Origin of the sequence: Kangiella sp. HZ709 (assembly GCF_009674675.1) — a bacterium.
Classification (GTDB): Bacteria; Pseudomonadota; Gammaproteobacteria; order Enterobacterales; family Kangiellaceae; genus Kangiella.
In genome coordinates this window covers 1,172,474-1,188,084 of the sequence record NZ_WKJC01000001.1, presented here as the reverse complement: position 1 = coordinate 1,188,084, position 15,611 = coordinate 1,172,474, and the positions used below count along the sequence as shown (strand labels likewise).

Below are 15,611 nucleotides of genomic sequence, written 5' to 3'. Positions count from 1 at the left end.
AGTGTATTTATTAAAGCATTTTTTTCAAAACGTCCAACTCTGGATCTTTATCAATAAATTTATGCTTTAAAACGCCAAATAAATGTAAAACCACAATGCCTAATAACACATAAGGTAGGATGGCATGGAAGTCAGCACCAATGCTAGCTAGTTTTTTATCGGTAACTAAAATATCAAAACTGGTGAAAAAGAAATTCAATGGGTGTCCGCCAGCATCAGACATAATGATTCCTGACAAAGGCACAAAAAACATCAGCAAATATAAAAAGAAATGTCCGGCACGACTTAATTGTTTTTCCCAGCTTGGCATCTTTTCGGAAAGACTTGGTCTTTTTGAAGTGATTCTAACTATAAAGCGAACTAGGACTAGTAGAAACAGTGTTAAACCAAAAGACTTATGCCAAGAGTATAAGTCGTATTTATTCGGCGCGTCTCTTGGGATGCCTTCCATATACCAGCCGGTAGCAATCAAACCTAAAATTAGAATAGCCATGAACCAATGCAGTAGGCGCATAGTGAGAGTGTATTTTTGCATTATCATCCCCTTTATATTAATTATGTGTTCAATATAAAAGGGGAGATAGAAAGATTCAAATAAATTTGAAGAAGAATTTGGATGAGATACTATTTTTTAGTGGCAAGCACGCTTCCCATTACCGTTGGAGCATAGGCTTTCATGTTTTTTGCCCAATCGATGGAGTTTTCGGGGAACAATAATACTACGGTTGAGCCCAACTTAAAACGCCCCATCTCTTGGCCTTTTTCTAGTGAGAACTCACCATCGACCGGATAATCCCAGACCTGTAACTTATCACGAGTCGGTGGCGTGATAGTGCCGTGCCAAACGGTTTCAATGCTGCCTACGATAGTAGCGCCCACTAATACCATCGCCATTGGCCCTACTTCAGTGTCAAACATAGCAACAACTCGCTCATTACGTGCAAAAAGGTTCGGAACATTTCGCGCTGTTAATGGGTTGACGCTGAATAGATTGCCAGGCACATGAATCATTTTTGTCAAGCGGCCAGCCATAGGCATGTGGACTCTATGGTAATCTTTTGGCGATAAATAAATGGTTGCAAATTCACCATTTTTAAATGGTTTTGCTAACTCTTCATCGCCACCTAATAAAGTCTTGGCTGAAAATAAGTGGTCTTTAGCTTGAAAAATAAAGCCATTCTCAATTTTCCCAAGCTGGCTAACTTTTCCATCAGCAGGGTTTACGATGGTATTGGTATCGCCTTCAATTGGGCGTACGCCATCTTTGAGTGAACGAGTAAAAAAATCATTGAATGTTTTATACTCTTCAGCAGTTTCTCTTTCGGCAATAGACATATCGATACCATATTGCTTAATAAACCAATTGATAAAACCATTTTTAACACGAGAGCTTTCTGATTCTGCAATTTTTCCCATCAATAATGAAAGACCATGCTGTGGTATCAAATATTGCGACAAAACTTTTAGTTGATTTGAGAAGGACTCGGCCATGTTGTGATTACCAGTTAAAAAAGGTTTTTATTAATGTTGAGGATTTTACCATCACAATCTAAAAATTGTTAGGCGTTTACTTGGTCAAAATTTTGGATGAGGTATTGATAGTTATTCAATCGACTTTGAGCAATCTGGCCATCTTCTGCTGCCTGTAATACAGCACACTTAGGTTCATTCAAATGACGGCAATTACGAAACTTGCACTGCTCAGAAATCCTCGAGATTTCTATAAAACCATTTTGTATCAGTTCCGCATCTAGGTGCCATAAACCAAATTCGCGAACACCAGGAGAGTCAACGATATAAGAGTCTTTAGCCAAGCGATATAGTCGAGAGGCTGTAGTGGTATGAGTGCCTAAGCCAGAAGTCTCCGAGATTTCAGAAGTCGCAACTGTATTATTCGGGAACAAGCGATTTATCAAGGTGGATTTCCCAACACCTGACTGACCTGCTAGTAATAAACTCTTATTACCTATTTGTGAGATAAACTCATCGACTCCTGAGCCTTGCTTGGCGCTAATAATATGAATAGGATAGCCTAAATTTTTGTAGGGTTTTAAGCGGCCTTCGATTTCCTGTTTTTCATTATCATTCAGCAAATCCCATTTATTGAAAATAATCCAAACCGGTAATTCGCTGGCCTGAGCGGCCACTAAATAACGATCCAACATCATTTCTGAAAAGCCTAAGGCAGGAGCTAGTAATAAGGCAATAAAGTCCACATTGGCAACTACAGGTTTAATACCATAATGCGGTGTTGGGCGTTTCAGTAACGAGTGACGCTGTAGCAATTCGTTAATCACACCTTTTTCTTGGCCTTGATCGGTTTTAGCTTGTCGGCAAAAGATAACCTTATCTCCGACCACGGGAATATCTAAGGATTTACGAATAAAGCAACGAATGATTTTAAAGTCTTTATCGGCTATGTCGGCTTGTTGGCCAAAACGGCTGATAACCACACCTTCTTCAGGTGCCAAAAGGCTAGACTCATCAATGGATACTTTCTTTTTATTATGCTGCTTGTCGGTAATATGCTTACCTTGCCGTCTAGCCATTATTGAAACAACATTCTATTGCTCAGAAACAAAGTTTGGCCCAAAAGAACCGTTAGTTTCTAATGCATCAATATGCGCTGCACAGATTAAGTCATTCATGCATAAACTATTGCCGGCATCGTGGGTGGTATATCGAACAATGCAGTGACCGTAGCTGACTTCTAGATCAGGGTGATGTGCTTGCTTATTTGCAATCCAGGCCACCGCATTTACAAATGCCATCGTATGGTAATAATTTTTAAACTTAAATTTACGCATTACAGCGCCTGCATCAGCATCAAATTGCCATTGATCTAATTGCTCAGATAATAGTTGATCGCGCGTGTTTGCATCAATTGGACTGCGAGCTGAATCGTTGTGGACACATTGTTGTTCGTTCAAAAGCATAATGATTCCCTATTGGCAGTATGAGCCGCCACTAAATACTAAACATTCAAATGAGTTTGCGACTATAATAGCCTAAATTGATGCGTTATTTTAGACTTAGTATAAATATAATGAGCATAGAGCAGATAAAGAAACAGGTTGAAGAGATGAGTGATAAAAAAGGATTAGCTGATAATTTAATCTGGGTTGATCTGGAGATGACAGGTTTAGAGCCAGATCGGGATGTTGTTATTGAAATAGCCACCATTGTGACTGATAAAGATTTAAATATTTTGGCGGAAGGTCCTGTATTGGCTATTCATCAATCTGATGAAGTTTTAGCGAACATGAATCAATGGTGTGTGGAGCAGCACGGTAAATCTGGCTTGACCGAGCGGGTAAGACAAAGTGATATCGATGAAGAAACGGCCAGTCAACTAACTCTGGATTTTCTGCGCGAGTGGGTTCCTGAAGGCAAGTCACCTATGTGCGGCAATTCAATCTGCCAAGATCGACGTTTTATGGTGAAACATATGCCATCGCTAGAATCATATTTTCATTACCGCCATCTTGATGTTAGTACATTAAAAGAGTTGGCAGTTCGTTGGAAGCCGCAGATACTTAAAAATTTCACAAAGAAAGCAACGCATTTAGCACTGGATGATATTCGTGAGTCGATTGCTGAATGTGCTTTCTATCGTAAGGAATTTATAAATCTTGATTAAGCTGCCAGTCAGTTTAAATAGAATATAGTCTTAACCTATGCAGAAAAGAAGTATGCAACAAAAAGAGCTTTTTCTAGCGGATGATTCTAGTACTGAACAATTAGGCTTAGCCTTAGCGAAGTCTTTGGATATGCCTTGTGTGATTTATTTACAAGGAGAACTGGGAGCAGGCAAAACTACTTTAGTAAGAGGCTTATTAAGAGGACTGGGTCATCTAGGTTCTACTAAAAGTCCAACTTATACTTTAGTTGAGCCCTATCAGCTTGCGGATTTAGCGGTGTATCATTTTGATTTGTATCGTTTGGCTGATCCCGAAGAGCTTGAGTTTATTGGTATTCGGGAATATCAAGAACAGAATGCTTTATTGATTTTTGAATGGCCTGATAAAGGTTTAGGTATGATTCCAGCGGCTGATCTCGAATTAAAATTAAGCTATTTTGAAGCTGGGCGCAAAGTGCAAATAACTGACTTTAACGCTAAATTACCGAATCACTGGAATTTTGATGATATTTTGTGCCAAAATGATGATTAATAATTATAGGTTAAAAACCGTACAAGCGTGACAGAATGACAGTGCAAGACTTGCAAACCACAGGCCGTAATCGTCGGCTAATGACTTTTAAATCTGCCTTAATGGTATTCAGTTGTCTTATCTTTACTACTTTTGCTTTTGCAACTAATGCAGCGGTAGTAAAAAGTATGCGCTTTTGGCAGTCTCCAGAGTCTACGCGAGTGGTTCTCGATTTGAGCGCTGAAGTTGAGCACAGTATCAAAGTTCTTACTAATCCCTACCGAGTGGTGATCGATATACCGGCTTCCTCAGTGGTAGTGGATTTATCTGAATTAGAAATCAAAAGTGATTTGATTAAAAAAGTACGTCAATCAACCCCCGTAAATCCTGGAGATTTACGTTTGGTTTTGGATTTAACTAAAGAGTCAGATCCAAAGAGTTTCAGCCTGAAGCCTTATCAAGATTATGGCGATAGGTTGGTTATAGACTTATTTGATAAGAAAAAAGTCGCGGCAAAAGAAGAGTTAAAAGCGGTTCCGCCTAAAGAGTCTAAGCGAGATATTGTCATTGCAGTTGATGCAGGACATGGCGGAGAAGACCCAGGTGCTTTGGGTCCAAGCGGTTCTCATGAAAAAGATATAGTTTTAAAGCTTTCGAAAGATTTAGTCGATGAAATCAATAAAGAAAAAGGCATGAAGGCAATTTTAACGCGAACAGGTGATTATTATTTACGTCATCGTAAGCGTACCGATATTGCACGCAATCATCGCGCTGATTTATTTGTTTCAGTACACGCTGATGGCTTTAAAAACCCAAAAGCTCGCGGTGCATCAGTTTGGATCTTAAACACCCGCGGGGTTAAATCTGAAATCGCGCGCTGGATGCAGCTACAAGAAGAAAAGTCAGAACTATTGGGTGGTGTTGATAGTAAAATTAGATTGTCTCACTATGACTCATCAGTAAGATCGGTTTTGCTCGACTTGCAAATGGAGAACTCGATTGCCGAAAGTATGCAAATAGCGCAAAAAGTGCATAAAAAAATGGATAAGGTTGCCCCCAAAATGCATAAACCGCATGTAGAAGAAAATAATTTGCTGGTATTGAAAAATCCAGATATTCCATCAATCTTAGTCGAGTCAGGATTTATTTCTAATCCGCAAGAAGAGAAATTGTTAAAGTCAAAAAAGTATCGCAAAAAGCTAGCCAAAGCGGTAAAAGATGGTATTAAGCAATACTTTAAAGCTAAGGCTCCAGATGGAACTTTATACGCCTCTATGTATCGTCAAAGTATCTATCGCATTCAGCGTGGCGATAATTTAAGTAAAGTGGCGAGTCGTTTTGATGTTTCAATAAAAGAATTAAAAGTGGCCAATAATTTGAAATCTAATACGGTTCGCATTGGACAAAAATTAATTATCCCTACCGCAAACTAAGCTCATTATATTTCGTGACAATTCAAAAACTTTCCCCATTAATTGCAAACCAAATTGCCGCTGGTGAGGTGGTTGAACGTCCATCATCTGTGGTTAAGGAGTTGCTTGAAAATTCTATTGACGCAGGTTCTAATCGTATTCAAATTGATTTAGAGCGTGGCGGTGTTCGACTCATAAGAATTACAGATAATGGACATGGTATTCCCAGGAATGAATTAAACTTAGCACTTGCTCGACATGCCACTAGTAAAATTTTAGAGGCAAAAGATCTTGAAGCGATTAGTACCTTAGGATTTCGTGGCGAGGCCCTGGCTAGTATTAGTTCGGTATCTAAGCTGACCTTAAGTTCAAAGCCTGAATCTCAAGATATTGGCTGGTCTGCTTATACCGAAGGTCAGCAAATGGAAGTGAAGTTATTGCCGCATTCGTTACCTTTCGGTTCTATTGTAGAAGTGAAAGACTTATTTTTTAATACTCCTGCAAGGCAGAAATTTTTAAAAGCAGAGCGAACAGAATATATTCATGTTGAGGATGTGGTAAAAAAAATTGCCTTGGCGAATGCTAATGTCGCTATTACGCTAAAACATAATGGCAAAGTTACTAAGCGTATACCAGCCGCCAATTCATCCGAACAAATTAAGCAGAGGGTTGGTGCCATTGTCGGTCGGCCTTTTATCCAAAAAGCATTAGTTTTAGATACTCAATTAGAAGATATTAAGTTATCAGGCTGGTTGGGCCCAGTCGATTATCACCAGAGCTCAAGTCTAAGCCAGTATTTTTTTGTCAATGGTAGACCAGTAAGAGATCGCACTATTAATCATGCGGTTCGTCAAGCTTATCAAGATTGGTTGCCGACCGGACGTTCGCCTGCTTTTGTTTTATTCTTAGAATTACCTGCGGATAAGTTAGATATTAATGTTCACCCCACCAAACATGAAGTGCGGTTCATAGAAGGCAGGAGAGTCCATGATTACATCATTAAAGCTATAAATACTCGGCTTGAGGATTTTGCAGCTGCTGATAGTTTTGATGTGATTGCTCAACCAATAGCTCAATCGCAAGCAGAGCCTGAAAATCATGCATCGATCCATGATGCTATTTATTCTAGCTACGCTGAATCCACAGAAGTTAATTCCGCTAACGAAATGCACGGGAGCTATAGGCCTGAAAATAATTCATCTTTAAAGATCAGCGAAAAAAATAGTTATTACCAGCCAAAACAAGATAAGTCATCACAACTATGGTTCGGGCAATATTATCTGCTACCGCAAGAATCAAAAGTAAAGCTACTTGATTTGAAATCTTTTGTGATTGATTTAATAACTAGTGTTTTAAAGCAGGAATGGCAAGATAAAAGCGTTAAGAATAAACCTATTTTGATCCCTATACGCATACAGCTTCGAAAAAGGTTGCCTATAGAAGAAACAATCGATAGCTGTATTGGATTTGGCTTTGAATTATCACAATTAGGACCTAATCAATTAGTTATTCGTAAAGTTCCTTCTTGTATTGAGCACTGCGATTATTCAAGCTGGTTGCAAAGCGCTTTTGACAGTATAGATACAATAGAGAACTTGCCAGCAGCTTTAATTCAATGTTTGAGCGATGCTTGGCAACCGGAATCAAAAACTCATTGGTCAGATTACTTACAGCAAAAGTCTAATATTCTTGAATGGCAAAAGTCTCAATATTATTACGAGATCTCCCCCCAAACTATGGGTAATTTTTTAACCACTTTATCCAAAAAATAATTGATAGAGTTGCAGTGAATAGATTAAAAACAAAACCACAAGCTATCTTTGTAATGGGGCCTACAGCGGCAGGCAAAACGGAGTTGGCGATAAAGTTAGTGCAAGAGCATGATTGTGAAATTATTAGCGTTGATTCGGCGATGGTCTACAAAAGTTTGGATATCGGCTCTGCTAAACCGAGCGAGCAAGAGTTAGCATTAGCGCCTCATCGTTTAATTGATATTTGCGATCCGAGTGAACCGTATTCTGCGGCTAGATTTAGAGATGATGCTTTAAGACAAATGGCTCAAATCGTTGCTAATGGGAAAATTCCATTACTCGTAGGAGGTACCATGCTTTACTACAAAACCTTATTAGAAGGCATGAACAATCTACCAGACTCTAATCCTGACATTAGACAGCAGCTGCAACAAGAGTTAAATGAGCAAGGCCTTGCTTATATGCATCAAAAGTTGAATGCAGTTGATTCGGACTCCGCTAAGCGAATTAATGCTAATGATCCTCAGCGCATTTTAAGAGCTCTAGAAGTCTTTGCCATCAGTGGCAAGCCGCTAAGCCAGTTACATAATGAGCAAGAAACTGAGGAGTTTCCTTACGATGTTCTGCAAATTGCTTTGTTGCCAAGTGATAGAGCGGTTTTACATCAACGAATAGAGCAGCGCTTTCACCAAATGATAGACCAAGGGTTACTGGATGAAGTTCAAAAACTATACCAGCGGGGAGATTTAAATATAGATCTGCCAGCAATTCGATCAGTCGGTTATCGACAGATCTGGCAATTTCTTGCGGGCGAACTCAGTAAAGATGAAGCGATTGAAAGAGCCATTATTGCTACACGCCAGTTAGCTAAGCGTCAATTCACATGGCTTCGTAGCTGGTCAAACCTCAATTCTTTACAATCGGATCAAGATTTTAAAAGCCTATATAAATCAGTAAATCAACTTTTGAAAAATTTTTTACACTCTTCATAAGTTATTGACGGGGCTCGATTTAGTATAGTGATTGATATAAACTCTTAGCTGGAGAATAAAAAATCCAACTTGGGACGAACCATAACAATAGGCTCAAAGAGCACTATAATTAAAAGAGGTAGTTATTATGTCAAAGGGGCAATCGCTACAAGACCCTTTCTTGAACGCATTACGTCGTGAAAAAGTACCGGTATCTATTTATTTAGTAAATGGTATTAAACTACAAGGACAAATAGAGTCATTCGATCAATTCGTGATTTTGCTAAAAAACACTGTCAACCAAATGGTTTATAAACATGCGGTTTCAACGGTAGTGCCAATCCGAAATGTTCGTACTCAGTATGGAACAAATGAAAATGGCCAACAATCTGAAGATTCTTCAGATGATGACGGCATGGGTTCCGGTACAATGGGTGGTGGTTATACTGGCGGCCAAATGGGTGGTCTCTAGCTTTAGATCTAAGGTTTTTAGGTCAATAACCAAAAGTTAAAGAATTCAGTAAGAAGCCAGTTGCTTTGCAGAAGTAACTGGCTTTCTAGTGTCTAAATTTCCTATAATTACCTGTCTTATTTTATTAATAGAGGTGACGAGTGTTTGATCGTCATGCTGGTGGTGAATCAGCAGTTCTAGTACACATTGATTTTCGGCATGATCTTAGCCAAGACAAAAACCAAGAAGATTTATCGGAGTTTGTTGAGCTGGTGCGTTCGGCCGGACTAAAGGTTTTGGATATCGTAACTGCTAAGCGAGGCTCACCTGATCCTAAGTATTTTATCGGTAGCGGAAAAATTGATGAAATTATCTCAATAAAAAATGCCACAGATGCAGAGCTGATTATTTTTAATCACTCTTTATCACCGGCTCAAGAAAGAAATATTGAAAAAGAAGTTAAAGCTAGAGTGATTAATCGGATAGGCTTGATTTTGGATATTTTTGCGCAAAGAGCTTTTACCTTTGAAGGTAAACTACAAGTTGAACTGGCTCAATTAAAACACTTATCTACTCGACTGGTGCGTGGCTGGACGCACCTTGAGCGTCAAAAGGGCGGTATTGGTATGCGTGGCCCTGGTGAAACCCAGCTTGAGACTGATAGACGTTTACTGCGCGATAGAATTAAATATATCGAGAGGCGTCTTGATAAAGTCGGTAAGCAACGGGAACAAGGTCGCCGTTCTCGTAAAAGAGCTAATATTAAAACGATATCTATCGTCGGTTATACTAATGCTGGTAAATCTACCTTGTTTAATTTAGCCACAGACTCGGACGTTTTAGCGGAAGATAAGTTATTCGCGACATTGGACCCTACATTAAGGCGTTTGTCTTTACCTCAAGGCACCGATGTGATTCTTGCAGATACGGTAGGTTTTATTCGTCATTTGCCTCATGATCTAGTGGCAGCTTTTAGGGCGACTTTGGAAGAGTCGGTAGAAGCGAACGTATTGCTACATGTTATTGATGCGGCCTCTGATAGAAGAGAGGAAAATATCGAGGAAGTGTTAAAAGTGCTAACGCAAATTGGTGCTGATAAAATTCCAATGCTTCAGGTGTTTAATAAAATCGATGCCATCGAAGGCGCTGAACCTCGGATTGATCGTGATGATACTGGTAAACCTATTCGAGTATGGGTTTCAGCGCTAAAAGACATTGGTATGGGTTTGCTGCAAGATGCGATTGAAGAATTAGCAATGGATGAGCAGTTGATTGCAGACTTAAAAATTCCTCCATCAGAAGGTCGTTTACGCGGTTATTTATATGAACTCAGTGCCATAGAAGAAGAGGCTTACTCGGAGCATGGTGACTTATTACTAAAGGTTCAGTTGCCAAAAGCAGACTGGGTTCGTTTGGAAAGAAAGTTAGATAAAGATTTATCTGGTTACATTTTAAATTCAGATTAATCGAGCTAGAAAGGGCGTTATCGCTTGAAAGCTAGTAGGCGCGCCCCTACAATAAATTAAGTTAGATTGAATATTCACTATAATTCGGAGAGTCAAATGGCTTGGAATCAACCGGGCGGAGATGGTAATAACCAGGATCCGTGGGGTAAAAAACGCCCAAACAATCAAAACGATCTCGATAAGATGATCAAAGAAGCTGGCGATAAATTCGGCAAAATGTTTGGTGGCAAAGGTGGTCAAGGTGCAAATAGCGGTAAAAGCTTCTTTGTTATTGGCTTAGTGGTTTTAGTCGCTTTTTACGTGATTAAAGGCTTCTATACGGTTAAGGAAGCGGAGCAGGGTGTCATTACACGTTTTGGCGCTTATGATAGAACGGTAGAGCCTGGCTTGGGTTGGATGCCTTGGGGCATTGACCGTCTATATAAAGTTGACGTAAATACAGTAAAACCTGAGTATTTTTCAGGCACTATGTTGACTAGAAATAAAAACATTGTAGATGTTAAATTATCTGTCCAATATCGAGTTTCCGTACCTGAAGACTATTTGTTTAATGTGAACAAACCTGACTCGGTTTTAAAGCACGCAACAGATGCTGCACTAAGAAAAGCTGTCGGTAACTCTAATATTGATGAAGTTTTAAAGGATAATAAAACCGGCATTATGGCAATGGTGCAGGAAGAAATTAATAAAACCATTGGCCCTCTAGAAATGGGTATAACAGTGATTGAAGTTAACCTTCAAGAGTCTGAAGCACCCGCCGCAGTGAGAGAAGCTTTTGATGATGTAAACCGTTCGATTAATGATAAAAAGCGTTATGAAGAGCAAGCTCGTGCCTATGAGAATCAAGTAATTCCAACTGCTGAAGCAGAAGCGGAAACCATGATGCAGGCTGCAGAAGCTTATCGTCAAAGAGTAATCGCTGAAGCAAAAGGTGAGGTGGCTCGTTTCGCTAAGTTATTACCAGAATATGAGGCTGCTAAAGAAGTAACTCGCCAGCGTTTATACCTAGAGACTGTTGAGCAAGTGATGAGCAAAGTCAGTAAGGTGATATTAGACACTGAAGGTGGTAGTAACTTAACTTATTTGCCGTTGGATCAAATCGTGAATAAAAAGAAAAGCAATAAGGAGAGCAAATAATGAATAAGTCTCCAATTTTAGGTTTTTTAGCGCTGGCATTGATTTTTGTATTGTCTCAATCAATGTTTATCGTCAAAGAGCAACAACGTGGCTTTATCCTTGAATTCAGCAAAGTAAAAAAAGACCCTGATGGAACTCCATCCGTATATGAGCCGGGCATACACTTTAAAATCCCTTTTATTAATAAAGCTTTAAAAATTGATGCTCGTATTCAAACATTAGATGGTGCTCCTGATCGTGTAGTGACCTCTAATAAGTTTGATTTAGAAATTGATACTTATGCCAACTGGCGAGTAAAAGACTTTGGTCAGTATTATCTTCGTACTGGCGGTAAAGTGAATAAAGCGAATGAATTTTTAGAACGCTTTATTGATTCTGAGCTTCGTACCCAAGTAGGTTTGCGCAATACTCAAGAAATCGTGGCAACTAAACGTGAAGAAACCATGGCAGCGATTTTAGAAGCGGTTAAGTTGAAAACACCAGAGTTTGGTATTGAGTTAGTTGATGTTCAAGTTAAGAAAGTTAACTATCCTGCTGAAATTCGTAAGAACGTTTTCGACGAGATGAAAGCTGAGCGTGATCGTTTTGCTAAGAAAAACCGTGCAGAAGGCCAAAAGACTGCCAGTATTATTCGAGCAGAAACCGATGCTAAGGCAACGATCATTATTGCTGAAGCGGAACAACAAACTCGTGAGATCCGTGGTAATGGTGACGCTGAAGCAGCTCGTATTTATGCGGAAACTTACAATAAGAACCCTGAGTTTTATGCCTTCTTGAGAAGTTTAGACGCTTATAAAGCTTCGTTTAATAGCTCAGACGATATTATGGTCATTAAACCCGATAGCGAGTTCTTTAAGTATTTTAAAGACGCTGACGGTAAATAAGAGTTAATCGCAACGCAAAAAGGGACGAGCTTGGCTTGTCCCTTTTTTTGTTAGGCGAGATTATTTAGGTTTTAGAAAGTATATAGACAGAGAGAATTTTAAATGTCACAAGAGTGGTTAATCGCAATGGGCTTATTTCTGGTCTTTGAAGGGCTGATGCCAGCTTTGTTTCCAAAGGTGTGGAAAAGAACCATGAGCGAAGCAATTAAAAATTCAGATAACCAGTTACGAATAATTGGAATCATCAGTATGCTGATTGGTTTGGCTTGGATTTATTGGGTGATATAGCAGATCGCATGAATAGCTGAGACTAAGTACTTGATCTTGAAGTTGCCAATATTTTGCTAATGGATTAATTTGTGATAAATATCAAAAAATAGAGGATTTTCCTTGCCGTTGGCGGTAAAATGCGCGGTTTCTTGTCGCAGAAATGCGAATCAGATTAACTAATTTGAGTTGAAGCAATGGCACAAAGTGTTGTGGTTCTAGGCACCCAATGGGGTGACGAAGGGAAGGGCAAGATTGTTGACCTTTTAACTGAGCAAGCAAAAGCGGTTGTTCGCTACCAAGGCGGACACAATGCGGGTCACACCCTAGTGATCGAAGGCGAAAAAACCGTTCTCCACCTTATTCCATCGGGCATTTTAAATGATGGCGTTATGTGTTACATCGGTAATGGTGTGGTTCTAGCTCCTGATGCCTTGAAAAAAGAAATGGACATGCTTGAAGCGCGAGGTGTTCCGGTTAAAGATAAATTACGTATTAGCCCAGCTTGCCCATTAATTCTTCCGTATCATATTGCTTTGGATAACGCTCGCGAAGCGGCACGTCATCCGGAAAAGAAAATCGGTACTACTGGTCGCGGTATAGGTCCTGCATATGAAGATAAAGTTTCCCGTCGTGGTTTAAGGGTTGAAGATTTATTTGATCAAAATCGTCTTGAAGAAAAGCTTTCAGAAGTGATGAAGTTGCATAACTTTGCATTAACTGAATTTTACGGTGTTGATGCAGTTGATTACGATCAGACTTTGGCCTTGTGTAAAGAGTTTGCCGTGATGCTTGAGCCGATGCTGGACGATGTACCCGCGACTTTGGCGGATATGCGTCGTGCCGGTGATAAATTAATGTTCGAAGGTGCCCAAGGTACTTTGCTTGATATTGACCACGGTACTTATCCTTTCGTAACTTCATCAAACACTACAGCAGGCGGCGTTGCTACCGGTTCTGGTGTAGGCCCTCGTCATATTGATTATGTGCTTGGTATCACTAAAGCTTACACCACACGTGTGGGTGGTGGTCCCTTCCCAACAGAATTGTTCGATGACGTTGGCGCTCGTTTAGCTAAAATCGGTAACGAATTTGGCGCTACTACTGGCCGCCCACGTCGTTGTGGTTGGCTGGATGCCGTGGCACTTAAGCGTGCAGTGGATATTAATTCAGTTTCTGGTCTTTGCATGACCAAGTTAGATGTTTTAGACGGTTTAGAAACCGTAAAGATTGCCGTGTCTTACAACTGTGAGAAAAAAGGTGAATTACATAATACGCCTTGCGGTGCTGATGATTACACTAGCTTGCAGCCGGTTTATATCGAAATGCCAGGTTGGAGCGAAACAACTTTTGGCGCTCAATCATTATCTGACTTACCGCAAAATGCTTTAGACTTTATCGCTAAAGTGGAAGAGATTGTAGGTGTGCCGGTAGACATTATTTCAACTGGTCCAGATCGTGTAGAAACGATTATTAAGCGTCACCCGTTTGAAGCTTGATTAATATCATAATTAAGTTAGATTAAAGCGACCATTAGGTCGCTTTTTTTATGTTCGAAAGAGGTTAATTATGCAGTGGCAATTTGACGGTTATTCAGTGGATACTGATATCGATAAATTAGATATTGAGTGCATTCATCAGTTTCTCGATAAAGAATCAACATGGGCAAATGGGATTTCAAAACCGTTAGTTGAAAAATCTATTCGCAACTCGATTAATTTTGGTCTCTATAGAGACTTTCATATGGTAGGGTATGCTCGAGTGATTACTGATAAAGCTACTTTTGCCAATATGGTAGATGTATTTGTTATGCGAGAAGAGCAAGGTAAGGGACTAAGCCATTATTTAATGCAAGCTATTGATGCACACCCTGACTTACAAAACATTAGACGTTTTACTTTGGCGACTTGGACAGCAAAGTTCTTATATGAAAAATATGGTTTTACCGAACTTAATAACCCCTCCAGTATGATGGAACGGTACTTTCCAAATATTTACCAAGAGAATAATAATGACTAACAAAATTAAAAAAGGTATCTACCAACATTTTAAAGGGCAAAAATACGAAGTTCTAGACGTTGCAACTCATTCAGAAACTGGTGAGCAATATGTAGTCTATAAAGCACTTTACGGAGACTTTGGAACTTGGATTAGGCCTTTAGATATGTTTACAGAAACCATTGAAAGAAATGAAGAGTTTATGAGTCGGTTTAAATTTGTAAAATAAACTCTTAATCAGATGGAAAGGAACAAGCTAGTCTGGCAATCATAGATTTTGATCTTTATTAACTTTGAGCGTATTGTGGTTAGTAAAGATACGCAAGGAACTAGAGTCATGGATGATAAAAACTACTTTTCAAGTATTGCGCAAGAGTATCAACGCAATCGTCCGCTTTACCCCTCAGAAATTTTCCAATATTTAGCTATGGTTTGTGATAATCATCAATTAGCTTGGGATGTTGGCACTGGAACTGGGCAAGCAGCCAGTCAATTAGCTAAACAATTCGATAAAGTGATGGCTACAGATGAAAGCCTTGAGCAGATTAGTCATGCTAAGCCCGAACCAAACATACACTATCGAAAAGAAAAGGCGGAGCAATCCACTTTAGAAGACTCTAGCGTGGATTTAATTACTGTGGCGCAAGCATTGCATTGGTTCGATTTTGACAATTTTATGCAAGAAGTCGATAGAGTATTGAAACCTGGTGGGATATTCGCGGCTTGGTGTTATGACTTAGTGCGTATCAACGCTAATATTGATAAAACCATAAAGGTTTTGTATGAGGATATTTTAGGCGATTATTGGTCTGAGCGTCGCCGTTGGATCGAGCAAGGCTACAACAATTTCGAATTTCCTCATCCATTGTTATCAGCGCCTAGTTTGAATATGGAAATCACTTGGTCGTATAAGCAATTTGCTGACTACTTAAGAACCTGGTCTGCAGTCCAAAAATATAAGATCATGGAAGGTGAGGATCCAGTAAATCAAATTCTACAACCGCTGGAGTTTGCTTGGTGTGATACTGGCCATATGAAAAAATGTATTTGGCCATTGCAATTTAAAATTTTCCGCAAGTTAGTTTGAAGAATTTATGCCAGCTATCGCTAATTAGTCCGCTAA

General features: G+C 39.5%; 18 protein-coding genes. 14 read left to right on the top strand and 4 right to left on the bottom strand.

Features of this window, described 5'->3' with window-relative positions:
- Positions 1-10: 10 nt before the first annotated feature.
- The 4 genes from GJS41_RS05405 to GJS41_RS05390 form a co-directional block, all read right to left on the bottom strand.
- On the bottom strand, positions 11-535 hold the full coding sequence (locus tag GJS41_RS05405; RefSeq protein ID WP_195758344.1) for a cytochrome b: 525 nt from the start codon (positions 533-535) through the stop codon (positions 11-13).
- A gap of 89 nt (positions 536-624) precedes the next feature.
- A complete protein-coding gene (gene asd / locus GJS41_RS05400) occupies positions 625-1,491 on the bottom strand; it encodes an archaetidylserine decarboxylase (protein WP_154246279.1) in 867 nt (288 codons plus the stop codon).
- Between the two features lie 68 nt (positions 1,492-1,559).
- Positions 1,560-2,549, bottom strand: a complete 990-nt coding sequence (gene rsgA, locus GJS41_RS05395) for a ribosome small subunit-dependent GTPase A (RefSeq protein WP_154246278.1) — start codon at positions 2,547-2,549, stop codon at positions 1,560-1,562.
- Between the two features lie 15 nt (positions 2,550-2,564).
- Positions 2,565-2,936, bottom strand: coding sequence for a 4a-hydroxytetrahydrobiopterin dehydratase (locus GJS41_RS05390; RefSeq protein ID WP_154246277.1), 372 nt, complete (start codon positions 2,934-2,936; stop codon positions 2,565-2,567).
- A 146-nt stretch (positions 2,937-3,082) separates the two neighbouring features.
- Between GJS41_RS05390 and orn the strand changes: the two genes are divergently transcribed.
- The 14 genes from orn (at position 3,083) to GJS41_RS05320 (ending at position 15,575) form a co-directional block, all read left to right on the top strand.
- On the top strand, positions 3,083-3,640 hold the full coding sequence (gene orn, locus GJS41_RS05385) for an oligoribonuclease (RefSeq protein WP_154246996.1): 558 nt from the start codon (positions 3,083-3,085) through the stop codon (positions 3,638-3,640).
- Between the two features lie 52 nt (positions 3,641-3,692).
- A complete protein-coding gene (gene tsaE, locus GJS41_RS05380) occupies positions 3,693-4,172 on the top strand; it encodes a tRNA (adenosine(37)-N6)-threonylcarbamoyltransferase complex ATPase subunit type 1 TsaE (protein ID WP_154246995.1) in 480 nt (159 codons plus the stop codon).
- A gap of 35 nt (positions 4,173-4,207) precedes the next feature.
- Positions 4,208-5,584: an N-acetylmuramoyl-L-alanine amidase gene (locus GJS41_RS05375; protein WP_227551252.1), complete on the top strand. Its 1,377-nt coding sequence runs from the start codon at positions 4,208-4,210 to the stop codon at positions 5,582-5,584.
- Between the two features lie 14 nt (positions 5,585-5,598).
- Positions 5,599-7,335, top strand: a complete 1,737-nt coding sequence (mutL, locus tag GJS41_RS05370; RefSeq protein WP_154246276.1) for a DNA mismatch repair endonuclease MutL — start codon at positions 5,599-5,601, stop codon at positions 7,333-7,335.
- Between the two features lie 53 nt (positions 7,336-7,388).
- Complete coding sequence (miaA, locus tag GJS41_RS05365; RefSeq protein WP_154246993.1) at positions 7,389-8,306, top strand: tRNA (adenosine(37)-N6)-dimethylallyltransferase MiaA; 918 nt, start codon at positions 7,389-7,391, stop codon at positions 8,304-8,306.
- A gap of 127 nt (positions 8,307-8,433) precedes the next feature.
- Positions 8,434-8,757, top strand: a complete 324-nt coding sequence (gene hfq / locus GJS41_RS05360; protein WP_154246275.1) for an RNA chaperone Hfq — start codon at positions 8,434-8,436, stop codon at positions 8,755-8,757.
- A gap of 140 nt (positions 8,758-8,897) precedes the next feature.
- Positions 8,898-10,202, top strand: a complete 1,305-nt coding sequence (gene hflX / locus GJS41_RS05355; protein WP_370515632.1) for a ribosome rescue GTPase HflX — start codon at positions 8,898-8,900, stop codon at positions 10,200-10,202.
- A gap of 96 nt (positions 10,203-10,298) precedes the next feature.
- A complete protein-coding gene (gene hflK / locus GJS41_RS05350; RefSeq protein WP_154246274.1) occupies positions 10,299-11,339 on the top strand; it encodes an FtsH protease activity modulator HflK in 1,041 nt (346 codons plus the stop codon).
- Positions 11,339-12,223 (top strand): protease modulator HflC, encoded by an 885-nt coding sequence (hflC, locus tag GJS41_RS05345; RefSeq protein ID WP_154246273.1) that lies wholly within the window; start codon positions 11,339-11,341, stop codon positions 12,221-12,223. The genes hflK and hflC overlap by 1 nt, the downstream gene beginning before the upstream one ends.
- A 102-nt stretch (positions 12,224-12,325) precedes the next feature.
- Positions 12,326-12,511 carry a DUF2065 domain-containing protein gene (locus tag GJS41_RS05340; RefSeq protein WP_154246272.1) on the top strand — a complete coding sequence of 62 codons (186 nt, stop codon included), beginning with the start codon at positions 12,326-12,328 and terminating at the stop codon, positions 12,509-12,511.
- A 176-nt stretch (positions 12,512-12,687) separates the two neighbouring features.
- Positions 12,688-13,989, top strand: coding sequence for an adenylosuccinate synthase (locus tag GJS41_RS05335; RefSeq protein ID WP_154246271.1), 1,302 nt, complete (start codon positions 12,688-12,690; stop codon positions 13,987-13,989).
- A gap of 70 nt (positions 13,990-14,059) precedes the next feature.
- Positions 14,060-14,509, top strand: coding sequence for a GNAT family N-acetyltransferase (locus GJS41_RS05330; protein ID WP_154246270.1), 450 nt, complete (start codon positions 14,060-14,062; stop codon positions 14,507-14,509).
- Positions 14,502-14,717, top strand: coding sequence for a DUF1653 domain-containing protein (locus tag GJS41_RS05325; RefSeq protein WP_154246269.1), 216 nt, complete (start codon positions 14,502-14,504; stop codon positions 14,715-14,717). The genes GJS41_RS05330 and GJS41_RS05325 overlap by 8 nt, the downstream gene beginning before the upstream one ends.
- A 108-nt stretch (positions 14,718-14,825) precedes the next feature.
- Positions 14,826-15,575, top strand: coding sequence for a class I SAM-dependent methyltransferase (locus tag GJS41_RS05320; RefSeq protein WP_154246268.1), 750 nt, complete (start codon positions 14,826-14,828; stop codon positions 15,573-15,575).
- The last annotated feature ends 36 nt before the right edge of the window (positions 15,576-15,611 follow it).

Coding starts and splice junctions, on each gene's coding strand:
- GJS41_RS05390 (WP_154246277.1), bottom strand. CDS start 2,936: ATGCTTTTGAACGAACAACAATGTGTCCACAACGATTCAGCTCGCAGT.
- tsaE (WP_154246995.1), top strand. CDS start 3,693: ATGCAACAAAAAGAGCTTTTTCTAGCGGATGATTCTAGTACTGAACAA.
- hflK (WP_154246274.1), top strand. CDS start 10,299: ATGGCTTGGAATCAACCGGGCGGAGATGGTAATAACCAGGATCCGTGG.
- GJS41_RS05335 (WP_154246271.1), top strand. CDS start 12,688: ATGGCACAAAGTGTTGTGGTTCTAGGCACCCAATGGGGTGACGAAGGG.
- rsgA (WP_154246278.1), bottom strand. CDS start 2,549: ATGGCTAGACGGCAAGGTAAGCATATTACCGACAAGCAGCATAATAAA.
- GJS41_RS05330 (WP_154246270.1), top strand. CDS start 14,060: ATGCAGTGGCAATTTGACGGTTATTCAGTGGATACTGATATCGATAAA.
- GJS41_RS05405 (WP_195758344.1), bottom strand. CDS start 535: ATGCAAAAATACACTCTCACTATGCGCCTACTGCATTGGTTCATGGCT.
- GJS41_RS05320 (WP_154246268.1), top strand. CDS start 14,826: ATGGATGATAAAAACTACTTTTCAAGTATTGCGCAAGAGTATCAACGC.
- GJS41_RS05375 (WP_227551252.1), top strand. CDS start 4,208: ATGACAGTGCAAGACTTGCAAACCACAGGCCGTAATCGTCGGCTAATG.
- miaA (WP_154246993.1), top strand. CDS start 7,389: ATGGGGCCTACAGCGGCAGGCAAAACGGAGTTGGCGATAAAGTTAGTG.
- orn (WP_154246996.1), top strand. CDS start 3,083: ATGAGTGATAAAAAAGGATTAGCTGATAATTTAATCTGGGTTGATCTG.
- hflC (WP_154246273.1), top strand. CDS start 11,339: ATGAATAAGTCTCCAATTTTAGGTTTTTTAGCGCTGGCATTGATTTTT.
- asd (WP_154246279.1), bottom strand. CDS start 1,491: ATGGCCGAGTCCTTCTCAAATCAACTAAAAGTTTTGTCGCAATATTTG.
- hfq (WP_154246275.1), top strand. CDS start 8,434: ATGTCAAAGGGGCAATCGCTACAAGACCCTTTCTTGAACGCATTACGT.
- GJS41_RS05325 (WP_154246269.1), top strand. CDS start 14,502: ATGACTAACAAAATTAAAAAAGGTATCTACCAACATTTTAAAGGGCAA.
- GJS41_RS05340 (WP_154246272.1), top strand. CDS start 12,326: ATGTCACAAGAGTGGTTAATCGCAATGGGCTTATTTCTGGTCTTTGAA.